Genomic DNA, 24,117 nt, shown 5'->3' with positions numbered 1-24,117 from the left:
CACAATTCCGCCGCGACGACGCGACACGCTGGGGGTGTTGAGAATTGCGGTTGCTTGAGGACGAGTAGCGTCATGCGTTCACCAGTATATGATCTCTATCAGATGAAGCAGGATCGCTTGCCGAAAGGAGCGCGTTCGGCATGGCTGAGGACGAGGCCGAATGAGCCGCCCCCCACCGCCGATGACTGGGTCTTCGTCGGCAAGGAACGGCATCCGAGCCGGTGGACGGTCGCAGAGATGAATGAAAAAGGCACCTGCTACCGCGAGATTCCGATCTGGCTATCGAGCCGCCGCAGCATGATGGCTGGATCGGCGGCCGAAAACGGCGCTCAGCCGCCGGCCGCCTGAGATTTCATCGGGGGTCGCGGACAAGGCCGCGATACGCGAGGTTCGTCGGCAGCCTCGCCAGCGCAATGAACGAGGTCGGCGGTCCTAAGCGAGTTGGACGCCGTAATAGTCGTCGACCTTGCGCCCCGCCCCGGCATCCCCCCAGTCCCACTCACGCTCGTCGGAATATTTCGGCGCGCCCCGCAGCTGGTTTTCGGTCACGCCGGTAACGTAGCCGTCGAGTCGCGTGTCGTACTTCAGGGATTGCCAGGGCAACGGGTAGTGATCATTGCCAAGCCCGAGGAAACCGCCGAAGCCCAGGACGGCATACGAGACCCGCCCGCTCAGCTTGTCGATCATCACGCGTTCGATGGTGCCGATCTTGGTGTCGTCGGCGCCATAGACGGCCGTGCCTTCGACCTTGTCGCTTCCAATCAGGTTGCCATATTCGCGTTCATCGAGCATCGATGTCACGTGATCCTCCCGGTGCTAATGGATCGATAACGTTCGGCCGTCACCGGCCGTTCCCAAGGGCCTGAAGGGCTCTCAGTCACTCGCCGACGGATTACTGTCCTGCTCGGGATGACGTGTCGCCTCGCGGGACGGAGCATCGGGAGATGTGGTCCTATGAACCTGCTGCGCACGCTCCTTGTCGGCGGGCTGATCCTCCCCGCGTCCTGTCCTGACGATGCCTTGGCCTTGCTGCGCCATCGGATGGCTCTCCTTGGTTGGTAATCCACGCAGGGCGTCGGATTGGATAGTGCCGACGCCACTCCGATTCGATCGAAAACGACGCGGGCCGCGCCTGTTCGTTCCTCCCTGAGCCAACAGGCCGCAGAGCCGACCAGTGCATCTGGCGCGCGACACGGTGCTTTCAGCGATCCAAATGAAACGTTGGCGGTCTCAGGCCGTTGACCACGTCCCTCGAGAGGAGACACCGCATGGCAGGCGATCGCACAACGTCGATGTCCCGCCGCGAGATGGTCGGAGGCACCGCAACACTTGCGGCCGCATCGCTGACCTCGGCAACAGCGAAAGGACGCGAGACGATGGCCGCAAATTCAACCCCGCCCGAACCGCTCGTGGACCCCAAGGACAAATATCCGAAGCCGCCGTTCGAACACCAGTCGCAGCCCTGGCCGGGTCTTGCGAGCAAGATGTCGCCGCGGCCGGATCACGGTGAAGCCAGCTACAAGGGTTCCGGGCGTCTCGCCAGGCGCAAGGCGCTGATCACTGGAGGCGATTCCGGTATGGGACGCGCGGCCGCCATCGCCTACGCGCGGGAAGGAGCCGACGTCGCGATCAACTACTACCCGACCGAGGAGCCGGATGCGCAGGAGGTCATCGCATTGATCGAGGCCGAGGGGCGAAAGGCCGTCGCCATCCCCGGCGATCTGCGCGAAGAGGAGTTCTGCCGGCGCCTGGTGCAACAGGCCGTCGAAGCGCTGGGCGGACTCGACATCGTCGTCAACAACGCCGCGCGGCAGCAGGCACGCCAATCGATCCTGGATGTCTCGTCCGAAGATTTCGACGCGACGATGAAAACCAATATCTATGCCCCGTTCTGGATCATCAAGGCCGCCCTGCCCCATCTGAAGCCGGGATCGGTCATCATCGGCACTTCGTCCGAGCAGGCCTACGATCCCTCTCCCGACCTCTATGACTACGCGCAGACCAAGGCGGCGACCATGAACTACGTGAAGTCCCTGGCCAAACAGCTCGGGCCGAAGGGCATTCGCGTGAACGCCGTCGCTCCCGGGCCGATCTGGACGCCCCTTCAGGTCTCAGGCGGGGCCACTATGGAGAAGCTCGAAAAATTTGGTGGTCAGACTCCACTCGGTCGTCCTGGCCAGCCGGTGGAGCTTGGATCGATCTACGTCCAGTTGGCCGCTGCGGACGCGAGCTACGCCAACGGGCAGGTCTATGGATCTTCGGGAGGGTCCGGGCAGCCCTGAAGCCGCCCGCCTCGCTCAAATGCGGGTGACAGGCTGCGGAAGCGAATACGCTTCCGTATGCACCTGACGGATCGTTGTGAACGCAGCGACAGCCGACGCCAAGCTGAACGCAGTCAGTAGGGCAATGAGAATCGTTCGTGGGGTCATCGGACGCTCCTGCATTCCAATTGGTTACTCGTGCCGCGCAGCCTTCGGCTCGCCGAGCGGCGCAATCTCGCCGTCGAGCCAGTCCTGCTGGAGGGCGAGCGCATTCCAGCCCTGGGCCATGCGCCGATAGCGCCGGAAGGCCGGCTCTTCCTGCGTGCGCTCCGCAAGCTGGAGGCAGTTGTCCGCGTTCTCTCTGAAAAGATCTGATTGTTTCATACAAATTTAGCTGGTGGGCGCCGCGCGCCGATGCAATCGTGTTACACGATATTAATGATCATGGAACTGTCGGCAGTTCTCTATCGAAAGCGGGGAGCAGTACGTTCTGTTCCAAGTTGCAAGATGGTCGTGAGACCGAGCATCACAACGCTCTGCCGTGGTTTGCTGACTCTCTGACCTCTTCCCCTTCGGGATCGCGGCGCAGCCCTGGACTGCATTGTCATCCCGCGCTCCGAACAACGAGGTCCCCGCTGCACCCGCTACTTGCTGCGCTGCGGTCGGAGCGTTGCGGAACTGGCGGGCGCATCGCCCGTCGCTCCCGGGCCGCGGGACTTGGCGGTGGACGACCATGAAGGCGGCCACGACACTGAGTTGAGAATCGTGCTTCTCGTAACCCCTCGGCACGACCAGCGAAGGCTAATCTCTGGCTTGGTTCCGGAAAGGGATGGCTCATCCTCGCAAGAGAGAAAAAGAATTCTGGAACGTTCCGCCTGGAGTGGAGTTGAGCCATTTGTGCCGGCAAATGCCGGTTCCATCAGCCGGAGAAATCGGCCTCCCGGCTTGATTTGATTAGTTGCCGCGGCTTCTATGCCGCCCGTCATAAGTGTCTCAGATTCTTGATGGTAGACGATTCTGACTTGGGGGAACTTGATGAGCGATGATGCTGCTGCCGGTGCGATGCCCATGCGCCAGGGGTTCGGTCGCCACGGCAACGGAGCCGAGGCGGCCGATGCCAGCCAGGATCTGCTCCGCGTCCTCCAGGCCATGCGTTCCGGAGATTTCTCCGTGCGCATGAGCGGCGACTATCTCGGCATCGACGGCAAAATCGCTGACACGTTCAACGAGATCATTGCAGCCAACGAGCGGATGGCGCAGCAGCTCGAGCGCGTCGGCCAGGTCGTGGGACGCGAGGGAAAGACGCGCCAGCGCGTGCGGTTCGGCATCGCCAGCGGCTCCTGGGCGGATATGGAGAGCTCGATCAACACGTTGATCGACGATCTTCTATGGCCCACGCGCGAGGTGACTCGCGCGGTCGCCGCCGTGGCCCAAGGCGACCTCCTGCAGACCGTGAAGCTGGATGTCGATGGCCGGCCTCTGGGCGGCGAGTTCCTGCAGTCGGCGACCATCGTCAATACGATGATCAAGCAGCTCAGCGTCTTCACGTCCGAAGTGACCCGCGTGGCGCGCGAGGTCGGCACCGAGGGCAAGCTCGGCGGACAGGCCCAGGTTCCCGAAGTCACGGGCGTCTGGAAGGACCTGACCGAGAGCGTCAACTCGATGGCCAACAACCTCACCGGCCAGGTCCGCAATATCGCGGAGGTGACGATCGCGGTTGCCAATGGCGACCTGTCGAAGAAGATCACGGTCGACGTGCGTGGTGAAATTCTGCAGTTGAAGGAGGCGATCAACACGATGGTCGACCAGCTGCGCTCGTTCGCGTCGGAGGTGACGCGCGTGGCCCGCGAGGTCGGCACCGACGGCAAGCTCGGCGGTCAGGCCATCGTTCCCGGCGTTGCCGGCACCTGGAAGGACCTCACCGACTCCGTCAACGCGATGTGCGGCAACCTCACCGCTCAGGTCCGCAACATCGCCAACGTCACCACTGCGGTCGCCCGCGGTGACCTGTCACGCAAGATCACGGTCGATGTGCGCGGTGAGATCCTGGAGCTGAAGGACACCATCAACACGATGGTCGACCAGCTCAACGCCTTCGCATCCGAGGTGACGCGCGTGGCGCGCGAGGTCGGCACCGAGGGCAAGCTCGGCGGCCAGGCGCAGGTGCCGGGCGTTGCCGGCACCTGGAAGGATCTCACCGACAACGTGAACTTCATGGCGTCGAACCTGACGGCACAGGTCCGCAACATCGCCGACGTCGCGACCGCCATCGCCAGCGGCGATCTATCAAAGAAGATCACGGTCAACGTCTCCGGCGAGATCCTTCAGTTGAAGGAGACGCTGAACACGATGGTCGACCAGCTCAATGCGTTCGCCGGCGAGGTCACGCGCGTGGCGCGCGAGGTGGGCACCGACGGTCGGCTCGGCGGCCAGGCCAACGTGCTCGGCGTTGCCGGCACCTGGAAGGATCTCACCGAGAGCGTCAACTCGATGGCGTCGAACCTGACGGCGCAGGTCCGCAACATCGCCGAGGTGACGACCGCCGTCGCCAACGGCGACCTGTCGAAGAAGATCACCGTCGACGTGCGCGGCGAGATCCTGGAGCTGAAGGACACCATCAACACGATGGTCGACCAGCTCAACGCGTTCGCCGGCGAGGTGACCCGCGTCGCCCGCGAGGTCGGCACCGAGGGCAAGCTCGGCGGCCAGGCCATGGTGCGCGGCGTCGCGGGCACCTGGAAGGACCTGACCGACAGCGTCAACTCGATGGCCTCGAACCTGACCGGCCAGGTCCGCAACATCGCGGAGGTCGCCACCGCCGTCGCCAAGGGCGACCTGTCGAAGAAGATCACGGTCAACGTCTCCGGCGAGATCCTTCAGCTGAAGGAGACGCTGAACACGATGGTCGACCAGCTCAACGCCTTCGCCGGTGAGGTGACGCGCGTGGCGCGCGAGGTCGGCACCGACGGCAAGCTCGGCGGCCAGGCCGAGGTGCCCGGTGTGGCCGGCACATGGAAGGACCTCACCGACAGCGTCAACTCGATGGCCGGCAATCTGACGGCGCAGGTGCGCAACATCGCCGAGGTGGCGACGGCCATCGCCGGCGGCGACCTGTCGCGCAAGATCACGGTCGACGTGCGCGGCGAGATCCTGAGTCTCAAAGAGACGCTGAACACGATGGTCGATCAGCTCAACCGTTTCGCGGGCGAGGTGACGCGCGTCGCCCGCGAGGTCGGCACCGAGGGCCGGCTCGGCGGCCAGGCCAACGTGCCCGGAGTCGCCGGCACCTGGAAGGATCTCACCGACAGCGTCAACTCGATGGCCGGCAATCTGACGGCGCAGGTCCGCAACATCGCCGAGGTGACCACGGCGGTGGCGCGCGGCGACCTGTCGCGCAAGATCACCGTCGATGTGAAGGGCGAGATCCTGGAGCTGAAGAATACCATCAACACCATGGTCGATCAGCTCAACGCCTTCGCATCGGAGGTGACGCGCGTGGCGCGCGAGGTCGGCACCGAAGGCAAGCTGGGCGGCCAGGCCGAGGTGCCCGAAGTCGCAGGTACCTGGAAGGACCTCACCGACAGCGTCAACTTCATGGCCTCGAACCTGACCGCGCAGGTCCGCAACATCGCCGAGGTCGCGACCGCGATCGCCGGGGGCGACCTGTCGAAGAAGATCACGGTCGACGTGCGCGGCGAGATCCTGCTGCTCAAGGACACCCTGAACACGATGGTGGAGCAGTTGCGCTCGTTCGCGGCCGAAGTGACGCGGGTCGCGCGCGAGGTCGGCACCGAGGGCCGGTTGGGCGGCCAGGCCGTTGTGCCCGGCGTCGGCGGCACCTGGAAGGATTTGACCGACAACGTCAACCTGCTCGCGGCCAATCTGACCACGCAGGTCCGAAACATCGCCGAGGTGACCACGGCAGTGGCGCGCGGCGACCTGTCGCGCAAGATCACCGTCGACGTGAAGGGCGAGATCCTGGAGCTGAAGAACACCATCAACACCATGGTCGATCAGCTCAACGCCTTCGCCGGCGAGGTGACGCGCGTGGCACGCGAGGTCGGCACCGAAGGCAAGCTCGGCGGACAGGCGCAGGTGCCGGGCGTTGCCGGCACCTGGAAGGACCTCACCGATACCGTGAACTTCATGGCCGCGAACCTGACCGAGCAGGTCCGCGGCATCGTCAAGGTCGTGACCGCCGTCGCCAACGGCGATCTCAAGCAGAATCTCACGGTCAAATCGAAGGGCGAGGTCGCAGCGCTCGCCGATACCATCAACAACATGACGGAGACGCTGGCGACCTTCGCCGACCAGGTGACGAGCGTGGCCCGCGAGGTCGGCGTCGAGGGCCGGCTCGGCGGCCAGGCCAACGTGCCCGGCGCGGCCGGCACGTGGAAGGACCTGACCGGCAACGTCAACTTGCTCGCGGCCAACCTGACGTCCCAGGTGCGCGCCATCGCCGAGGTCGCGACCGCCGTGACCAAGGGCGATCTCACCCGCTCCATCCAGGTCGATGCCCGCGGCGAGGTGGCCGAGCTCAAAGACAACATCAATACGATGATCACCAATCTGAGGCTCACCACCGACCTCAACACCGAGCAGGACTGGCTCAAGACGAACCTCGCCAAGTTCACCAACATGCTGCAGGGCCAGCGCGACCTGACCACCGTCGGCCGCCTGCTGCTGACCGAGCTGACGCCACTGGTGAACGCTCACCGCGGTGTGATCTACCAGGTCGAGACCGAGTCCGCGCCGCAGCTGCGCCTGCTCGCCTCATACGCCGATGACGGCATCTATCCTCACCGGACGCACGTCCAGTTCGGTGAGGGGCTGATCGGGCAATGCGCGATCGACAAACGCCAGCGGCTGGTCTCGGAGATCCCATCCGACGTCATCCCCGTGGGCTCCGCCCTGCTCCGCGCCGTCCCTAAGAACCTCGTGGTGCTGCCGGTGTTGTTCGAGAACCAGGTCAAGGCGGTGATCGAGCTGGCGTCGCTCAGTCCGTTCACGACGTCGCAGATGACGTTCCTCGAGCAGCTCACCGACTCCATCGGCATCGTGCTCAATTCGATCGAAGCCACGATGCAGACCGAGGGACTGCTGAAGCAGTCGCAGCAGCTCGCCGCGGAGCTTCAGACCCAGCAGCGCGAGCTGCAACAGACCAACGAGCAGCTCGAGCAGAAGGCGCAACAGCTCGCCGAGCGCAACGTCGAGGTCGAGCGCAAGAACCAGGAAATCGAGCAGGCCCGCCGCGCGCTCGAGGAAAAGGCGACCGAGCTCGCGCTGACATCCAAGTACAAGTCCGAGTTCCTCGCCAACATGTCGCACGAGCTGCGCACGCCGCTCAACAGCATCCTGATCCTCGGCCAGCAGCTGACCGAGAATCCGGACGGCAATCTCACGCTCAAGCAGGTCGAGTTCGCCCGCACCATCCATGGCGCCGGCACCGATCTGCTCAATCTGATCAGCGACATCCTCGATCTCTCGAAGATCGAGTCCGGCACCGTGACGGTCGACGCCGAGGAGATCCTCACCACCAACCTCCTGGAGACCGTGGGGCGTCCGTTCCGCCACGAGGCGGAAAATCGCCTGCTCGCCTTCAACATCGACGTCGACCCGAACCTTGCGCGTAGCATCGTCACGGATTCCAAGCGCTTGCAGCAGGTGCTGAAGAATCTGCTCTCGAACGCCTTCAAGTTCACCGCCGAAGGAGGGGTGCGCTTGAAGGTGTCTGCGGCGCTCGGCGGATGGAGCGCAGAACATCCGGTGCTCAATACGGCACCGGCCGTGATCGCGTTCGAAGTCTCGGACACCGGCATCGGCATTCCGCAAGACAAGCAGAAGCTGATCTTCGAGGCGTTCCAGCAGGCGGATGCCGGCACGAGCCGCAAATATGGTGGCACTGGTCTCGGGCTCGCGATCAGCCGCGAGCTCGCCAACCTCCTGGGCGGCGAGATCCACCTCAAGAGCGCCCCCGGCAAGGGCAGCACCTTCACGCTGTATCTGCCGCTCAAATATTCAGGTCCCGCAACGGCGCCGCGCGTCAGTCCGGCATCGCCCGTTCCCTACGTTCAACCTCCAGCCCTACAGCAAGCGGCCGCGCCAGAGCGCGGGATCGAGCCCCCGCCGGACGATCGTCTCGATCTCGAACCCGGCGATACGATCCTGCTCGTGGTCGAGGACGATCCACACTACGCGCGCGTCCTGATCGACCTCGCGCGCGACAGGGGCTTCAAGGTCCTGACCGCCAGCCGCGGCGCCGAGGCGCTGGATCTCGCCAAACAGTATCAACCGGCCGCGATCTCTCTCGACGTCTTCCTGCCGGACATGCTCGGCTGGACCGTTCTGAGCCAGCTCAAGCATAATCCGCTGACGCGGCACATCCCGGTGCAGATCATCACGCTCGACGAAGACCGCCAGCACGCTTTGGCGCGTGGGGCCTTCTCCTTCGTCAGCAAGCCCACGACAACGGAAGGCGTCAGCGCGGCCCTGTCGCAGATCAAGGAATACGCGAAGCCGCGACGCAAGCGGCTGCTGATCGTGGAGGACAACGCGGCCGAGCAGCTCAGCATCCGCCAGCTGTTGGATCACGACGACATCGAGATCATCGCGGCGGATACGGGAGCTGCGGCGCTCGAGACGCTGCGCAGCGCACCGTGCGACTGCGTGGTTCTCGATCTGCGGCTGCCCGACATGAGCGGGTTCGACGTGCTCGATCAATTGCGCTCCGACGAGTTCTTGTCGAGCGTTCCGGTGGTCGTCTTCACCGGGCGGGAATTGTCGGCCGAAGAGGATGCGGAACTGCATACGATGGCGCGGAGCATCGTCGTCAAGGGCGTGGAATCGCCGGAGCGGCTGCTCGACGAGACGTCGTTGTTCCTTCACCGCGTGATTACGGAACTGCCGCTCGAGAAGCAGCGCATGCTCGAGAAGCTGAACAGTTCCGACGAGGATCTGATCGGCAAGACGGTGCTGCTGGTCGACGACGACGCCCGCAACATCTTTGCTCTTTCCAGCGTGCTGGAACGCCGCGGCATGAAAGTGCTGACGGCCACCACCGGCAGCGAAGCGATCGACCTGGTGCAGAGCAATCCCGCGATCGCGATCGTCCTCATGGACATCATGATGCCGCAGATGGATGGTTATCAGACGATCGGCGTCATTAGGCAAAACCCCGCCTTCGTCCGGCTCCCCATCATCGCGTTGACCGCGAAAGCCATGAAGGGAGACCGCGAAAAGTGTCTCGAAGCTGGCGCCTCCGATTATCTGGCAAAACCCGTCAACACCGAGCAGCTGCTTCTTGCGATCCGCATGTGGCTGCACCGCTGAACGGCTCATCATGATGGAACATGCGAAGGTCAACATCCTCTTGGTCGACGATCAGCCGGCGAAGCTGCTGGCCTACGAGGTCATCCTGAAGGAACTCGGCGAAAACCTCGTAGTCGCCACGTCTGGTCGCGAGGCGCTCGAAATTCTGCTGAAGAACGAGATCGCGGTGATTCTCGTCGACGTCTGCATGCCTGAGCTCGACGGCTTCGAGCTGGCGCAAATGATCCGTGAGCATCCGAGGTTCCAGAAGATTGCGATCATCTTTATCTCCGCCATCCAGGTGAGCGACTTCGATCGCCTTCGTGGCTATGAGATGGGCGCCGTCGACTACGTGCCGGTTCCTGTCGTGCCGGAGGTGCTGCGCGCCAAAATCAAGGTTTTTGCCGAGCTCTATCGCAAGACACGCGAGCTGGAACATCTGAACCTTGAGCTGGAGGACCGGGTACGGGCCCGCACCGCCGAGCTTGAGCGATCGACAGCAAAGCTCGTCGAGAGCGAGCAGCGTCGGAGCATGGCGATCGCGGCCGGCAGGATGGGCTCGTGGGACTGGGACGGTGTCAATGGCGACTGGATGTGGGACGAGGGGCAGTACCGCATCTTCGGCGTCACGCCGCAGAACTTCGAGCTGAACACCGTGAACATCATGGCGCTGCTGCACCGGGAGGATGCCGAGCGCGCCCGCCAGGTGGTCACGGAATTCAGCCGTGGCGCGACGTCGTATGAGGCTGAGTTCCGGATCCACCGGCCCGATGGCGAAGAGCGGTGGTGCGTGGGAACGGCCGCGGCGACCACCGACAGGACCGGCCGCGTGGTCCGCGTCAGCGGGGTCACGATCGACATCACCGAGCGCAAGCGCGCCGAGGAACGCCAGAACCTGCTGACCCGCGAGGTCGATCATCGTGCCAAGAATGCGCTGACCTTGGCTCAGTCGATCGTTCGCCTGACCAAAGCCGACAGCGTGAAGACCTATGTCAACGCGGTAGAGGGGCGCATCAGCGCACTGGCCCGCGTTCACACCATCCTCTCGCTATCAAGCTGGGAAGGTGCGAAAATAGGTAGGTTGGTGGCCGAGGAGCTCGCGCCCTATGCAACCGGCGGCCAGGTCGCCTTTGACGGCGTCGATCTGCAACTTGAGCCTGCGACCGCGCAGACGCTGGCGCTGGCGCTGCACGAGCTGGTGACAAACTCGGCCAAATACGGCGCGCTGTCGGTCCGCTCCGGGCATCTCTCGGTCAAATGGAGCATCGAGGATGAGCGCCTGGATCTGATCTGGATTGAAACCGGCGGTCCCTTGGTGCGCGCGCCGACCTCGCGCGGCTTCGGCACGCGCAGCCTGATGGCCAGTGTGGAAAGCCAGCTCGGTGGGCGCGCCTCGTTCGACTGGCGTCCCGAGGGATTGGTGTGCCGGCTGGTCGTCCCGCTCCGCCCCGGCGCGACCCCGCCGGAGATCACGAGCCCTTGCGCGACGGCGGCGCCGGGCGACGCACGACAACGGGCTGCGGGCTGACCGCTCCGGATAGCTCAGGCCATGTCGCGCGAGATCCGGACCGGGATCGACTTGGCGGCGGGCACCTTGCTCCCTTCCGCGTAGTGCCATAGCGGAATCAATCCGTTGCATTCGGGGTAGTAGGCCGCCACGCTGTAGCGCGGAATGTCGAACGCCACTGCCTGGAGCCCGCCCAGCGAGCGCTCCACGCCGTCATCGGCCTCGGTCGAGAGCCGAACCGGCTCGCCCTGCTTGATGCCCAGATCAGCCATGTCGCTCGCGTTCATGAAGACGATCTGACGGCCACCGGTGACGCCGCGAAACCGGTCGTCCTCGTTGTAGATGGTGGTGTTGAACTGGCCGTCGGCGCGCAAGGTCATCAGCTGGTACACGCCATTGCCTTCCTCCGGCGGATTGAGCGCCGCCTTGGGCACGGTGAAGTTCGCCTTGCCGGTCGGCGTCTTCCATTTGCGTTCGCGGGCACCAAGCGGCCGCGGAAAGCCGCCGGGCTCAAACAGGCGCTTGTTGAAGTCTTTGAACTGCTCGGGATAGGTCCGCTCGATCGCGTCTCTGACGCGCGCGTAGTCGCCCACCCAGGCATCCCAATCGACGCGCGGATTTGGCTTCAGGGTGGCCTTGGCGAGACCGGCGACAATGGCTGGTTCCGACAACAGGGTCTCTGCGACGGGTTGGCGCTGCCCGCGCGAGCCGTGAATGCAGGTGGTGGAGTCCTCCATCGAGACCGCCTGATCTCCGCCTGCCTGCCGGTCGATTTCGATGCGGCCGAGGCACGGCAGCAGATACGTCACCTCGCCTGGCACGATGTGGCTGCGATTGAGCTTGGTTGCGATCTGCACCGACAGCCGCAGCTTCGACCACGCCGGCTCCATCAGCGAGCGTTCAGGGACGGCGCGCAGGAAGTTGCCGCCGAGACTGACGAAGCCCTTCACGTCGCCCTTGATGATGCCTTGGCAGGCATCGACCGTGCTGAGACCGTCCCAACGCGGCGGCTCGAACGAATAGAGCTCGGCAAGCTTGTCGAGCGGCACCAACTTGGTCTTCTCGGAGATGCCGACGGTGCGTTGCCCCTGAACGTTGGAATGGCCACGAACCGGCGAGATGCCGGCCCCCGGCTTTCCGATGTTGCCGCGTAACAGCAGCAGGTTGACAATCATCTTCGCGGTTTCGACGCCATGCCGATGCTGGGTTATTCCCATCCCATAATTGGCGATCACGGCGTGCGAGCCTGCGTAGACCTTGGCAGCCTCCAGAATGGCGCCGCGCGTGAGGCCGGAGGAGCGTTCGATATCGCTCCACGACGCCTGCCGGCAGCAGGTTGCGAAAGCTTCGAAGCCGGACGTGTGCCGCTCGATGAAGGCGACATCGAGCACGGGCGGGCTCTTGGTCGCGACCGCGGCATCATCCGCCTCGATCACGGCCTTGCACAATCCGAGTAGTGCCGCACCATCGCCGCCAATGCGCAGCTGATGATACTGCGTGCTGATCCGCGTTCCCCCCGTCAGCACCATTTGAATGGGATTTTGCGGATTAGTGAAGCGCTCCAGCCCACGCTCCCGCAGCGGATTGAACGTGATGATGGGCACGCCGCGTTGTGCCGCCTTCTGCAACGGATGCAGCATGCGCGGCGAGTTGGTGGTCGTGTTCTGGCCGAAGAAGAAGAAGCAATCCGCCTTGTCGAAATCCTCAAGGAGCACCGTACCGACGGGGACGCCAATCACCTCCGGCAGAGCAACTGATGTGGATTCGTGGCACATGTTGGAGCTGTCGGGAAAATTGTTGGTGCCGTACATGCGGCCGAAAAGCTGATACATGTAGCTCGTCTCGAGCGAGGCCCGGCCCGACGTGTACATGACGACCGAGCGTGGATCGAGCCTGTTCAACTCCGCCCCGATGTCGCGAAGGGCCTCGTCCCAGCTCACGGCAACATAGCGATCCGCCGCAGCGTCATAGCGCATCGGATGAGCAAGACGCCCCTGCTCTTCGAGCTGATGATCCGACCAGGATCGCAATTCTGTCAGACTGTGCCGAGCAAAGAACTCCGGTCCGACTGTCTTGCCGGTGATTTCCCACGCGGTCGCCTTGGCGCCATTCTCGCAGAATTCGAACGGGTGCGGCTTTGCCGGCTTGGCCCAGGAGCAGCTGACGCACATGAAGCCGCCTGGCTTGTTCTGTTTCAACAGGATCTCGCTGCCAAGCAGGGTCACCTCCTCCTGCGTCAGGATGCTGGCGACCGCGTGCACCGAACCCCATCCGCCGGCCGGAGCCCTGTAGTCCTGGATTTTTGCTTTCTCGCTCACGACGCTCTCCGCGGCCTGTTCAAAAGCGGCAAACCCGGGATGAGCAGCGAAGTTCCGATTCCTCACTGAACGTTGCGAGGCTATCGTCGAAGTCCCGCGGGCGAAGGTCCGCGCTAGGAATTGGGAACGACCCGGCCCGCCGCGAGTCATTTCCATGCCTCTGGCGGCGTTCCCCCATCTCGCTGGAGGCACTCCGTGTGGACTGCGGCCCAGCGTTCGACCCCTCGGGCGCTGGGCCCGTCCCACTGAGGTAGCCGGGTTTTCTCCCGGCTTCCGATCTCAGCATCAAGCCGCGCTGCGCTTGAGATGGCGGCCTTCCTTGACCTCTTCGATGATCTTGGCGCTGAAGGCTTCCAGATCTCCGGGATTGCGCGAAGTGATCACGCCCTGATCGACCACGACCTCCGCGTCCTGCCAATGCGCGCCGGCATTGGCAACGTCCGTCTTGATCGATTTGTAGGACGTCATCTTTCGCCCCTTGGCAATTCCGGTCTCGATCAGGAGCCACGGCGCATGACAGACCGCCGCAACGATCTTCTTGGCTTCAAAGATCTCCTTGATGAACCGCAGCGCCTTCGGCTCGAGCCGCAGCAGATCCGGATTGATCTGACCGCCCGGCAGCACGACGGCGTCGTAGTCCGAAGCAGACGCCTGGTCCAACGTCTTGTCGACCTTGACGGTCCGTCCCCAGTCCTTCTCATCCCAGCCCTTGATCTCGCCCGGCGCGAGCGAGATGATCTCGACGGTCGCGCCCGCCTGCTTGAGACGATCGCGCGGCACTTCGAGCTCGGATTGCTCGAACCCGTTGGTTGCGAGGATCGCGATCTTCTTTCCCTTGATATCCATTGGAGTCTCCTGGCCATTCGACACCGCCGGCAACCTCGCGCTGGCCTCCATGTTCCGCCTGGCAGGCCGGGCGGATCGTCACAACTGGTCGATCGAGTCAGCGCTCGCCTGGGTGGAACCAGCCTGCCTATGGCGCCGTTTGTTTGGACGTCCCTGCCTTGAATGGATGGGCGGCGTCGAGCGGCACGGCATCGCTGCATCGGCGGATCGCAATCTGGAGGCGCTCGTGCCCTACGCATTGTTTGAGAATGACGAACAGATGACCCGCCCGTTTCGCACCGAGCGCGAGGTCTGGGAGGCCGCGGAACAGGCCGATCTCATCACGCTCGGCACGCATGGCGAGAAAATCCTCGACAACAATTTCGAGATCAAATCATGCGAGGCCACACCGGAAGAGCTTACCGCCGCGCCGCCGGACATCGTATTGCCCGAAGCTCACACGCCCGATGCTGATCGAGGGAGCCGGACTACCGACCAATCTTTCTCCTCACCGGCCAAATTGAAGATGCGGACGTCCTCATGACCCGGCGCAGGTTGGCCTTTGCGGCTCAGGTGTTCGTCGGCCATGTCGGTTCCTGGCCTGATCATCGGACTACGGACGAGCGGCGGATCGCTCGGCCTTACCGCCAGCGTCTCATGCGCGCCGGGCGCCGCGCTGCTTGCGAGGCAGTCGGCTCGCTTCCTCCAGCTTGAGCCGCTCTCGCTGTTGCCGCAGCCGGTCAAGCGTCTCCAACATGTGGTGCAAAAGCACTTCGGCGGCCGCCGTCGAGGCCCGAGCTCGCCGTAGCTGCACGATTTCACGGCGCTGCCGCCCGACCCGGAGACGCATACGGTCGATTTCGGCTCGAACCACACATAGATCGCGCATGAAGCACCCGAGCAAGAGTAGGATCGCACAATAGAACAAAATAGGAACACATTGCAAGCTTTCCCGTTGAAGCCGGGCAACAACGGGAGATCCCCATGGCCGAACAGCTGCAGAAAGATCCCGAGGACTGGGTTTCCGGAGCCGATCCGATGACGGATGCCCAAGCTTCCTACTTGAGAACGCTCAGCGAGCAGGCTGGCCGATCCGATCCCACGCGAGCGGAGATGACGAAGGCTGAAGCGTCAGAACTGATTGATGAGATGAGACGCGCCGCAGGGTTGGATTGAACCGGCATATTCGACTCACCAGGACGATGGGAAGGCAGATCGGTACTCCAATGTTGGCGACGCCGGTCCGAAGCTGTCGCGAATCAGAAATCGGTCGTTTAGTCTCCGCGGCATTTCGCGGGAGTCCACCATGGTTGCGGACAGTGACAGCAAGGTTGCCTGGCATCGCGCCCAGCTCAAAAAGAATCGCGCGACCTTGAAACAGATCGAGACGGCGCGGTTCACGGTGGGCGAGAGCGCCGATGCGAAGGCGCTTGAACAGACCAAGCGGCAGGTTGCGGAACTCCAGGTCAAGATCCGCGAATCCGAGCACCTCATCGCTCAGCACGACAAGCAGACGCGACGCCCGCTGGCGACCGACCTGCGAAGCCTCTCGAATGTCGCTTGGCGCAACTGGACCGGCAATGGCCCGCGCTGAGGGCTCGCTGCCATTCAGTCCACGATCTTCTGATGCACGCCTCCAGGTTCTTGCAGAACCGTAGACACATTCGACGGCTGTGATTTGTCAACCGTCGGCGCCCATCGCTTCAGCCGTTCATCGCTCCTGCTGATTGCATCGAGGTCGATGCGTCCTTCCGCCAGAGCCTCCTTGGCGCAGGCGAGCGCGCGGTGGAACTGGGTGCCGTCATAGGCCACCAGCAACAGATCGGCGCCGCCGTTGAGAGCCTCCACGACAGCTTTGCAGAGATCGCGGCCGTAGATCGCCCCCATCACGAGATCATCCGTCACGATCACGCCCTGATAGTTCCAGCGGCCGCGAATGAGTCCCTCGAGCACGGCTTTGGAATGTGAGGCAGGCCGCTCTGGATCGATCGCATCGACCGTCACGTGACCGACCATCATCGCCGCGTGCGAGCCCTGCAGCACCTGTCGGAACGGCCGCCAATCCGACCGTTCCAAGACATCTGCCGGCGTGCCGAGCTGTGCCGAGAAATGATGCGTATCGGCTGCGACGCGCCCCAGACCAGGGAAATGCTTGACGGCCGCGCGGACACCGCTTGCTTCCAGGCCACGGACGTAAGCGAGCGCAATGTCGCCAACCACCGCGGGATCGTTGGAGATCGCGCGGCGGCCGATCAAGGTGTGAAAGTCCAGTCGGTTGCGTGTCCAGCTCGGGCGAAGGTCGACGACCGGAGCCAAATTGAAGGTGATGCCGGCAGCCGCGAGAGCCTCACCCTGGGCGCGCCCCATCGCGAACGCATCCTGCGCGCGCCGCGAGGCCGGCAGATCGGCCAGCGTTGCGAGGCCGGGCATGTTCGGCAGGGTCGGAGACAGGTGTGCGACGGCGCCTCCCTCCTGATCCGCCGCAACCAGCAGAGGCGGCAGCCCGGCACTCCGGCGCGCGTCCTGCAATCGCGCCATCTCGGCGCGCAGCTGAGGCTCGGTCCGGCCGCGGATGTTGTGGTGTGTCACATAGACGCCCGCGATCAACCCCTGCCGGGCCAACGCGGCTGCGTCATCGACGGCCGTGTAACCGACGATGAAATGCCGGCCGAGCAGATGCGCCACGTCGGGGGGCGTCCGGAACGTCTCGTACTTGCGCCAGGCAAACATGAACTGCGTCGACGTCAGCATGATCAGCGGAACGCACCATGCTACGACCAGAGCGCGTCCGGCGGGCCCCCGCCGCCACCGACCGCCGAGCATCAGCAGCAGCGGAACGGCAAGCCCGATGAGGAGCAGGGCTGCGTGGCCGCTGCCCCGCAGCCGAACCAGATAGGGCTCGTTGCTGTTCAGCGTGACGAAAATGAAGAGCAGAGCGAGGATCCAGAGAACCGCGGTCCTGATAAGTCCGAGCATGTGTGCAGCCGATCATCCGAGGGGAAAGACGGCCATTGCCGTAACAACCACGTTTTCCCTGCGCCAGATGTGGAATCGCGTCTGCACGAAATCTGCAAACAAATCCTGAAATGCTGCAGATCCCCTCGTGAGCTGCTGCATGGGCAGGCGTCATGCTTGGCTCATCGGCTTGTGCCTCCCGGCCCGAACGATGACCCAAACCAAGGATTCCTCCATGACGACTCTCGCCGAGCCGACGGCTGCGCCCGTCGCGCCCGATTCCATGTGGCTCAAATTCGCCATCACTGCCGGCCTCGTCGGCCTCGCCGACACGCTGCTTTACAACGGCCGGCCGATCGGCCTGGCATTCCCGCTGTTTTTCGCCGCGCTCGCCGCAGCGAGCATTCTCGCCAATCTTGCCAAGACCGATCGAAACCGTCTGGTCGGAGCTGCAGTTCTCTTCGTTGCCGGCCTGGCTCCCGCCATCGAGGAGCTGAACCTGCTTTCTTTTCCTGTCCTGCTGCTCACGACGCTGTCGGCTATCACGCTGGCGACCAACCGATCCGCGCGCGGCTTCCGGCTTCCGCTGACCGCCGCGCGGCAGTTGCTCCTGATCGGGCCGTTTCGACTGATACCTGATGCGATCGTGACGCTGCGCACGAACATGATCACGCGAACTCTCGTTGTCTGGAGCATCCCGCTGGCACTCGGCTGCGTGTTCTTGGCTCTGTTCGCAGCAGCCAATCCGGTCATTGAGCGGTGGTTCGCCGTCCTCAGTCCCGAGCGCGTCGCCTCCCAACTCACGATGGGGCACACGATCTTCTGGCTCGTGACGTTGTCCATGGTCTGGCCATTCGTCAACCTTCGCTGGCGCGAGCGGACCAAGACCTCGAGCCCGCCGATCGAAAGCGAGCCCGATCAGCCGTCAATGCTGACGACCGTGCTCGGCCCTGAAACCGTGATCCGGGCACTGATCCTGTTCAACATCCTGTTTGCCCTCCAGACGGCGCTCGACGGCGCATATCTGTGGGGACATGCTGCGCTTCCGGACGGCATGACCTATGCGACCTATGCGCACCGAGGCGCCTACCCCTTGATCGTCACGGCGCTGCTCGCGGCTGCCTTCGTCATCGTCGCCGTCCGCTCCGAGACCACGGCAAACGAGTCGCGACTGGTCCGGCCGCTGGTCTGTCTCTGGGTGGCTCAGAACGTGATGCTGGTCGTGTCCTCGATTCAACGGCTTCACATGTATATCGAGACTTATGCTCTGACCTATTGGCGAATCGCGGCCCTGATATGGATGATCTTGGTCGCGATCGGCCTGATCCTCATCGTGCTCAGGATCGCTCTCGACAAGTCCAACGCATGGCTCATCCGTATGAACCTGCTCGTGCTCTCGGCGACCATCTACGGCTGTGCGCTGATCAATTTCGACCGACCGATCGCAGACTTCAATGTCTCCCATAGTCGTGAGGCAGGACAGAGCGGCCCTCTCATCGACGGCTCCTATCTCGTCTGGCTCGGGCCCGAGGCACTGCCGGCCATCGAGCGGGCGATGCTGTTGCGACCGACGGACCGAGGGCTGGCCAGCGACCGTGATCGGCTCCTTGAGCAACAGGAAAGCAGCATGGCGTCCTGGCGATCCTGGAGTTTTCGCGGCTGGCGCCTGCAGCGCTATCTCGATACACATCCTGTGTCGCAGAAACCAAGCTGATGCCTCGCCGCGGAGTAAAGCTCGTGTCTCCCCGAATCCTCATCGTCGACGATGACCCGCATATCCGCGAAGTCCTGCGCGTGGCCTTGAGCAAGGCCGGCATGGCGGTGAGGGAAGCCGCCGACGGCCGCGCCGCGCTGGCCAGGGTCACCGAAGACCGTCCGGACCTGATCGTGCTCGACGTCGGCATGCCGGAGTTCGACGGCCTCGAGGTCTGCCGGCGCATTCGCCGGACCTCGCAAGTGCCGATCCTGTTCCTGTCGGCCCGCGACGAGGAGATCGACCGCATTCTCGGGCTCGAGATCGGCGGCGACGACTACGTGACAAAGCCGTTCAGTCCGCGCGAGCTGGTTGCCCGCGTCAACGTCATTCTCCGCCGGGTCGCGAACGGCGGAGGTGATCGCTCGGCCGAGCCGGAGAAGCTCGTCCATGGCCGGCTCCGGCTCGACCCGCAGCAGCACCTGGCCCGTTTCGATGACATGCCGCTGACGCTCACCGCGCTGGAGTTCAGCATCCTGCGCACGCTGATGACGCGTCCTGCGGTCGTGTTCAGCCGCGAGCAGATCATGGCCGCCGCCTATCAGCTCAACATTCAGGTCTCCGACCGAACGATCGACAGCCACATCCGCAACATCAGAGCGAAGCTCGCAGCCGCGCATTGCGAGGACGCGATCGAGACGGTCCATGGCGTGGGCTTCCGGCTCGGCCGCTGCGGCACCCCATGATCGCGCCCAAGCCCAAGGCAAAATGGCGGCCGTCGTTAGGACAGATCGTCTTTGGCGTGCTGGCGCTGGTCGGCACCTTGCCGCTCGTCGGGCTGTTCTTCTTTCGCATCTATGACAACCAGCTGATCCGCCAGACACAGGCGGAACTGATCGCGCAGAGCCGTGTCCTCGCGGCGGTCTTCGCCGAGGAGGTTTCCGCGCGCCTTGCCACCGGCGTTCCGCTCGGCGCCGAGGTCCCGCCCGAGTCACGTCCGGATGCGTCCGACGAGGTGACGCCCATTCGCCCCCTGCTCGATCTTCTGGCCAACGATCTTTTCGTCCGCCGCCCGGACGCCCGCGACGCGGTCCATCCTGCGGATCCTGCCTACGTCGCGATCGGCACGCGGCTGCTGCCGATCGTCAGGGAGACGCAGAAGGTCACCTTGGCCGGGTATCGCGTGCTCGATCCCCAGGGGGTCGTGATCGCCGGCCGCGATGAGATGGGCAAATCACTCGCTCATATCGACGAGGTGGCTGCCGCCCTGAAGGGACGCTACAGCGCCGCGCTCCGCATTCGCATTCCGGACAAGGCCCCGCCACCGATCTATTCGATCAGCCGCGGCGTCGGCGTCCATGTGTTCTCGGCCATGCCCGTGATCGTCGACGATCACGTTGCCGGGGTCATCTATACCTCGCGCACGCCCCGCAACATCTTCGAGCATCTCTATCAGGAGCGCGGCAAGTTCATCGCTGCCGGCTCCACCATTGTCCTCACGACGCTGCTGGTCGGCCTCGTCGTGGCACGCACGATCACACGGCCGATGCGCGAGCTGGTCGATCGCGCCGGCAGGATCGGACGCAACGATCCCGCGGGTTTCCGTCCGCTTGCCCATTACGGCACCCGCGACTTCGCGGAGCTCGCCGAGCACTTCTTCGCCATGGCCGAGCAACTGGCGCAACGCTCCAACTACATCAGGAGCTTTTCCGCGCATCTGACGCACGAGCTCAAATCGCCGCTGACCTCGATCAAGGGCGCAGCCGAGCTGCTGCTCGACTCTCTGGCCAGCCCTTCCGAGACCCTGACCCGCGCCGAGCAGGAGAAATTCCTCACCAACATCCTTGGCGACGCCGACCGGCTCGCGGCGCTGGCCCAACGCTTGCGCGAGCTGGCACGGGCGGAGACGGTGTCGACGGTCGAGGCCGGTAGCATAGCCGAGGCCGTCGGCACGCTGCGAGTGCGTTTCCCCTCGACTGTCATCGAGACGTCCGGCCCGGTCGAGCGCAGCACTAGGCTCCCGAACGAGACCGTGCTGATCGTGCTCACGCATCTCGTCGACAACGCCGTCCGGCATGGCGCCCGGCGCATCCGCCTCGAGGCCGAGGAGAGCAAAGGGATGCTGATCGTCATCGCCAGCAATGACGGCGATCCGATCTCGCCGGAGAACCGCGACCGCATCTTCGATGCCTTCTTCACGACCCGGCGCGACAGCGGCGGTACCGGCATGGGGCTGGCGATCGTGCGCGCCATCATGGCAAGCCATGGCGGCGAGATCTCGCTGGGGCCGGGCGACAAAGGTGTCGCGTTCGAGCTGCGGCTGCCGATCGAAGGCGCCCCATGACGTCGATCTGAGATAGCGCAGTCTATTGGCGCCGCGTCAGAGTTGCCTCCGGTTGTTCGTGGCAGCCGGCAATCCCCACCTCAGTCAAGTCCCTGTCGGCGAATATCTTCTCCCAATCGTTCGTATACGAGCAATGTATGCCACGGTGCCGCCGGCTGCATGGGCCGGCCGAGAATGCCGCAGAACTGCATGGCAATTCGCAAATGACTTGGACCCGCGATCCGCGTAATCTTCGCGCCGATTGCGCCATCGGCCAGCGTCCCGCTTGGCCTTCGGGAGACCTTGATGAATTCGAGCCGTTTCGAGATCAGCCGCCGGACCGCCCTCCTGACCTCCGCTGCCATCGCGGCGAACGTGGTCAATCCATTCCGCGCCTTCGCCGAGGAGACGCCGCGCAAGGGTGGCGTGTTCAACGTTCACTACGGCGCCGAGCAGCGCCAGCTCAACCCGAGCCTCCAGGCTTCGACCGGCGTCTACATCATCGGCGGCAAGATCCAGGAGAACCTCGTCGACCTCGATGCCAACGGCCAGCCGGTCGGCGTACTTGCCGAGAGCTGGGAGGCGACGCCGGACGGCAAGACCGTCACTTTCAAGCTGCGCAAGGGCATCACCTGGCATGACGGCAAGCCGTTCACGTCGGAGGACGTTGCCTTCACCGCGATGAACATGTGGAAGAAGATCCTGAACTACGGATCGACCCTGCAGTTGTTCCTGACTGCGGTCGACACGCCAGATCCGCAAACCGCGATCTTCCGCTACGAGCGGCCGATGCCGCTCAACCTGTTGCTGCGCGCCCTGCCCGATCTCGGCTACGTCTCGGCCAAGCACATCTACGAGAGCGGCGACATCAGGCAGAACCCCGCGAACCTCGCCCCCATTGGCACTGGTCCGTTCAAATTCGTGAAGTACGAACGCGGCCAGTATATCATCGCCGAGCGCAATGCCGACTACTGGCGGCCGAACGCGCCCTATCTCGACCGCATCGTGTGGAAGGTGATCACTGACCGTGCAGCGGCGGCGGCGCAAATGGAGGCAGGCGAGCTGCACTACAGCCCGTTCTCGGGCCTGACCATCTCCGACATGGCGCGGCTCGGCAAGGATAAGCGTTTCATTGTCTCGACCAAAGGCAATGAGGGCAACGCGCGCACCAATACGCTCGAGTTCAACGTCCGCCGCAAGGAGCTGGCGGACGTGAAGGTCCGCCGCGCCATCGCGCACGCGATCAACGTTCCCTTCTTCATCGAGAACTTCCTCGGCGATTTCGCCAAGCTGGGCACCGGTCCGATCCCGTCGACCTCGACCGACTTCTACCCCGGCGCCAATACGCCGCAATATCCCTACGACAAGGCCAAGTCGGCGGCGCTCCTGGACGAGGCCGGCTACAAGCCCGGCGCTGGCGGCACCCGCTTCTCGCTGCGGCTGCTGCCCGCGCCATGGGGGGAGGACATCTCGCTGTGGGCGACCTTCCTCCAGCAGTCGCTGGGCGAGGTCGGCATCGCGATTGAGATCGTGCGCAACGATGGCGGCGGCTTCCTCAAGCAGGTCTATGACGAGCACGCCTTCGATCTCGCGACCGGCTGGCACCAGTACCGCAACGACCCCGCGGTTTCGACCACGGTCTGGTATCGCTCCGGTCAGCCCAAGGGCGCGCCGTGGACCAATCAGTGGGGTTGGGACGATGCCAAGATCGACAAGATCATCGATGACGCGGCGACCGAGGTCGATCCGGCCAAGCGCAAGGCGCTCTACGCAGATTTCGTGCGCGAGGCCAATACCGAGCTGCCGGTGTGGATGCCGATCGAGCAGATCTTCGTCACCGTGATCACGGCCAAGGCGCGCAACCACTCGAACACGCCGCGCTGGGGATCGTCGAGCTGGCACGATCTGTGGCTTTCCGCCTGAGCCGGAATCCGTCAGGATAAGGCCATGCGCATCTTGAGCCTTGCGGGGCGGCGGCTCGCCGCCTCGATCCCCACCCTGTTCTTGATCCTGATCGGCGTCTTCCTCCTGCTGCAGCTCGCGCCGGGCGATACGGTCGACGCGATGATGGCTCAGATGGGCGGCGGCGATGCGGCGACCGCCCGTGAGCTGCGCCGCTTCTACGGGCTGGATCTGTCGGTCCCGATGCAGCTCGCCAACTACCTGTGGCGGCTGGTGCGTCTCGATCTCGGCTTCTCCGCGATCTACGGCAAGCCGGTCGCCGCCGTGATCCTGGAGCGGCTGCCGCCGACCCTGCTGCTGATGACCTCCGCTCTCTCCTTTGCGTTCTTCTTCGGCCTCGTGTTCGGCGTGATCGCGGCGCGCGGCGTCAATCGCTGGCCGGATACGCTGATCTCGACGGTCGGCCTGATCTTCTACGCCACGCCCTCGTTCTGGTTCGGCCTGATGGCCATCGTGGTGTTCTCGATCTATCTGCAATGGCTGCCCGCGGGCGGCTTCGAGGACATCGGCGCCGTCAGCACCGGGATCTGGCGCGTGCTCGACATTGCGAGCCATCTGGTGCTGCCGTCGCTGACGCTCGGCCTGATCTTCCTGGCCATCTATCTGCGCATCATGCGCGCATCCATGCTCGAGGTCCTGAACCTCGATTTCGTCCGCACCGCGCGTGCCAAGGGCCTCGACGAAACCCGCATCATCACCCGCCACGTGTTGCGCAACGCGCTGCTGCCAATGGTGACGCTGATCGGACTCCAGGCCGGAACGATGCTCGGCGGCTCGGTCGTGGTGGAGACCGTATTCTCGCTGCCCGGCCTTGGGCGCCTCGCCTATGAATCGGTGGTCCAGCGCGATCTCAACACGCTGCTCGGAATCGTCTTCGTCTCCGCGCTGCTGGTGATCCTGGTCAACTTCGTCACCGACCTGCTCTACGCGCGGCTCGATCCGCGCATCACGGCGGAGGGCTGAAC

General features: G+C 64.1%; 17 protein-coding genes. 12 read left to right on the top strand and 5 right to left on the bottom strand.

Annotation, left to right across the window (positions count from 1 at the left end; all coding sequences use genetic code 11):
- Positions 1-72 precede the first annotated feature (72 nt).
- Complete coding sequence (locus QX041_RS11625) at positions 73-348, top strand: hypothetical protein (RefSeq protein ID WP_315751081.1); 276 nt, start codon at positions 73-75, stop codon at positions 346-348.
- An 84-nt stretch (positions 349-432) separates the two neighbouring features.
- Here QX041_RS11625 and QX041_RS11620 read toward each other — a convergent pair whose 3' ends face one another.
- Positions 433-792, bottom strand: a complete 360-nt coding sequence (locus tag QX041_RS11620; protein ID WP_316165454.1) for a PRC-barrel domain-containing protein — start codon at positions 790-792, stop codon at positions 433-435.
- 476 nt (positions 793-1,268) lie between these two features.
- Here QX041_RS11620 and QX041_RS11615 point away from each other — a divergent pair, with 476 nt between their 5' ends.
- On the top strand, positions 1,269-2,282 hold the full coding sequence (locus QX041_RS11615; RefSeq protein ID WP_316165367.1) for an SDR family oxidoreductase: 1,014 nt from the start codon (positions 1,269-1,271) through the stop codon (positions 2,280-2,282).
- A 171-nt stretch (positions 2,283-2,453) separates the two neighbouring features.
- Here the strand turns inward: QX041_RS11615 and QX041_RS11610 are convergent, their stop codons facing one another.
- Positions 2,454-2,645, bottom strand: coding sequence for a hypothetical protein (locus QX041_RS11610; protein WP_315711826.1), 192 nt, complete (start codon positions 2,643-2,645; stop codon positions 2,454-2,456).
- A gap of 684 nt (positions 2,646-3,329) precedes the next feature.
- Between QX041_RS11610 and QX041_RS11605 the strand changes: the two genes are divergently transcribed.
- Both QX041_RS11605 and QX041_RS11600 read left to right on the top strand, forming a co-directional pair.
- Entirely contained in the window at positions 3,330-9,590 is a 6,261-nt protein-coding gene (locus QX041_RS11605; protein ID WP_316165453.1) for a HAMP domain-containing protein, read from the top strand.
- A 13-nt stretch (positions 9,591-9,603) separates the two neighbouring features.
- Positions 9,604-11,097: an HWE histidine kinase domain-containing protein gene (locus QX041_RS11600; protein WP_316165451.1), complete on the top strand. Its 1,494-nt coding sequence runs from the start codon at positions 9,604-9,606 to the stop codon at positions 11,095-11,097.
- 14 nt (positions 11,098-11,111) lie between these two features.
- On the opposite strand, the gene QX041_RS11595 is transcribed toward QX041_RS11600, so the two are convergent.
- Together QX041_RS11595 and QX041_RS11590 are read right to left on the bottom strand one after the other, a co-directional pair.
- A complete protein-coding gene (locus QX041_RS11595; RefSeq protein WP_315711825.1) occupies positions 11,112-13,394 on the bottom strand; it encodes an FdhF/YdeP family oxidoreductase in 2,283 nt (760 codons plus the stop codon).
- A gap of 285 nt (positions 13,395-13,679) precedes the next feature.
- The gene (locus QX041_RS11590; RefSeq protein ID WP_315711823.1) at positions 13,680-14,240 is read right to left on the bottom strand and encodes a type 1 glutamine amidotransferase domain-containing protein; all 561 of its coding nucleotides are present in this window, start codon (positions 14,238-14,240) and stop codon (positions 13,680-13,682) included.
- Here QX041_RS11590 and QX041_RS11585 point away from each other — a divergent pair.
- From QX041_RS11585 to QX041_RS11575, 3 genes are all read left to right on the top strand, one after another.
- A complete protein-coding gene (locus QX041_RS11585; protein ID WP_316165366.1) occupies positions 14,230-14,763 on the top strand; it encodes a hypothetical protein in 534 nt (177 codons plus the stop codon). The two genes, QX041_RS11590 and QX041_RS11585, sit on opposite strands and share 11 nt — an antisense overlap.
- A gap of 440 nt (positions 14,764-15,203) precedes the next feature.
- Complete coding sequence (locus tag QX041_RS11580; RefSeq protein WP_315751073.1) at positions 15,204-15,395, top strand: DUF3072 domain-containing protein; 192 nt, start codon at positions 15,204-15,206, stop codon at positions 15,393-15,395.
- A 130-nt stretch (positions 15,396-15,525) separates the two neighbouring features.
- Positions 15,526-15,813 (top strand): hypothetical protein, encoded by a 288-nt coding sequence (locus tag QX041_RS11575; protein ID WP_315711818.1) that lies wholly within the window; start codon positions 15,526-15,528, stop codon positions 15,811-15,813.
- 14 nt (positions 15,814-15,827) lie between these two features.
- Here the strand turns inward: QX041_RS11575 and QX041_RS11570 are convergent, their stop codons facing one another.
- Positions 15,828-17,195, bottom strand: a complete 1,368-nt coding sequence (locus tag QX041_RS11570; RefSeq protein ID WP_316165365.1) for a glycoside hydrolase family 3 N-terminal domain-containing protein — start codon at positions 17,193-17,195, stop codon at positions 15,828-15,830.
- Positions 17,196-17,409: 214 nt separating this feature from the next.
- Here QX041_RS11570 and QX041_RS11565 point away from each other — a divergent pair, with 214 nt between their 5' ends.
- The 5 genes from QX041_RS11565 to QX041_RS11545 all read left to right on the top strand — a co-directional run bounded on the left by QX041_RS11565 (position 17,410) and on the right by QX041_RS11545 (position 24,115).
- Positions 17,410-18,888 (top strand): DUF4173 domain-containing protein, encoded by a 1,479-nt coding sequence (locus QX041_RS11565; RefSeq protein WP_316165364.1) that lies wholly within the window; start codon positions 17,410-17,412, stop codon positions 18,886-18,888.
- A 23-nt stretch (positions 18,889-18,911) separates the two neighbouring features.
- Positions 18,912-19,613: a response regulator transcription factor gene (locus QX041_RS11560; protein ID WP_315751067.1), complete on the top strand. Its 702-nt coding sequence runs from the start codon at positions 18,912-18,914 to the stop codon at positions 19,611-19,613.
- On the top strand, positions 19,610-21,211 hold the full coding sequence (locus QX041_RS11555) for an ATP-binding protein (protein WP_316165362.1): 1,602 nt from the start codon (positions 19,610-19,612) through the stop codon (positions 21,209-21,211). The genes QX041_RS11560 and QX041_RS11555 overlap by 4 nt, the downstream gene beginning before the upstream one ends.
- A 285-nt stretch (positions 21,212-21,496) precedes the next feature.
- On the top strand, positions 21,497-23,113 hold the full coding sequence (locus tag QX041_RS11550; protein ID WP_316165361.1) for an ABC transporter substrate-binding protein: 1,617 nt from the start codon (positions 21,497-21,499) through the stop codon (positions 23,111-23,113).
- 24 nt (positions 23,114-23,137) lie between these two features.
- Entirely contained in the window at positions 23,138-24,115 is a 978-nt protein-coding gene (locus QX041_RS11545; protein ID WP_315711812.1) for an ABC transporter permease, read from the top strand.
- The last annotated feature ends 2 nt before the right edge of the window (positions 24,116-24,117 follow it).

Source organism: Bradyrhizobium sp. SZCCHNRI2009, from assembly GCF_032485115.1.
Lineage (GTDB): Bacteria > Pseudomonadota > Alphaproteobacteria > Rhizobiales > Xanthobacteraceae > Bradyrhizobium.
This window is presented reverse-complemented; position numbering and strand designations above follow the sequence as displayed.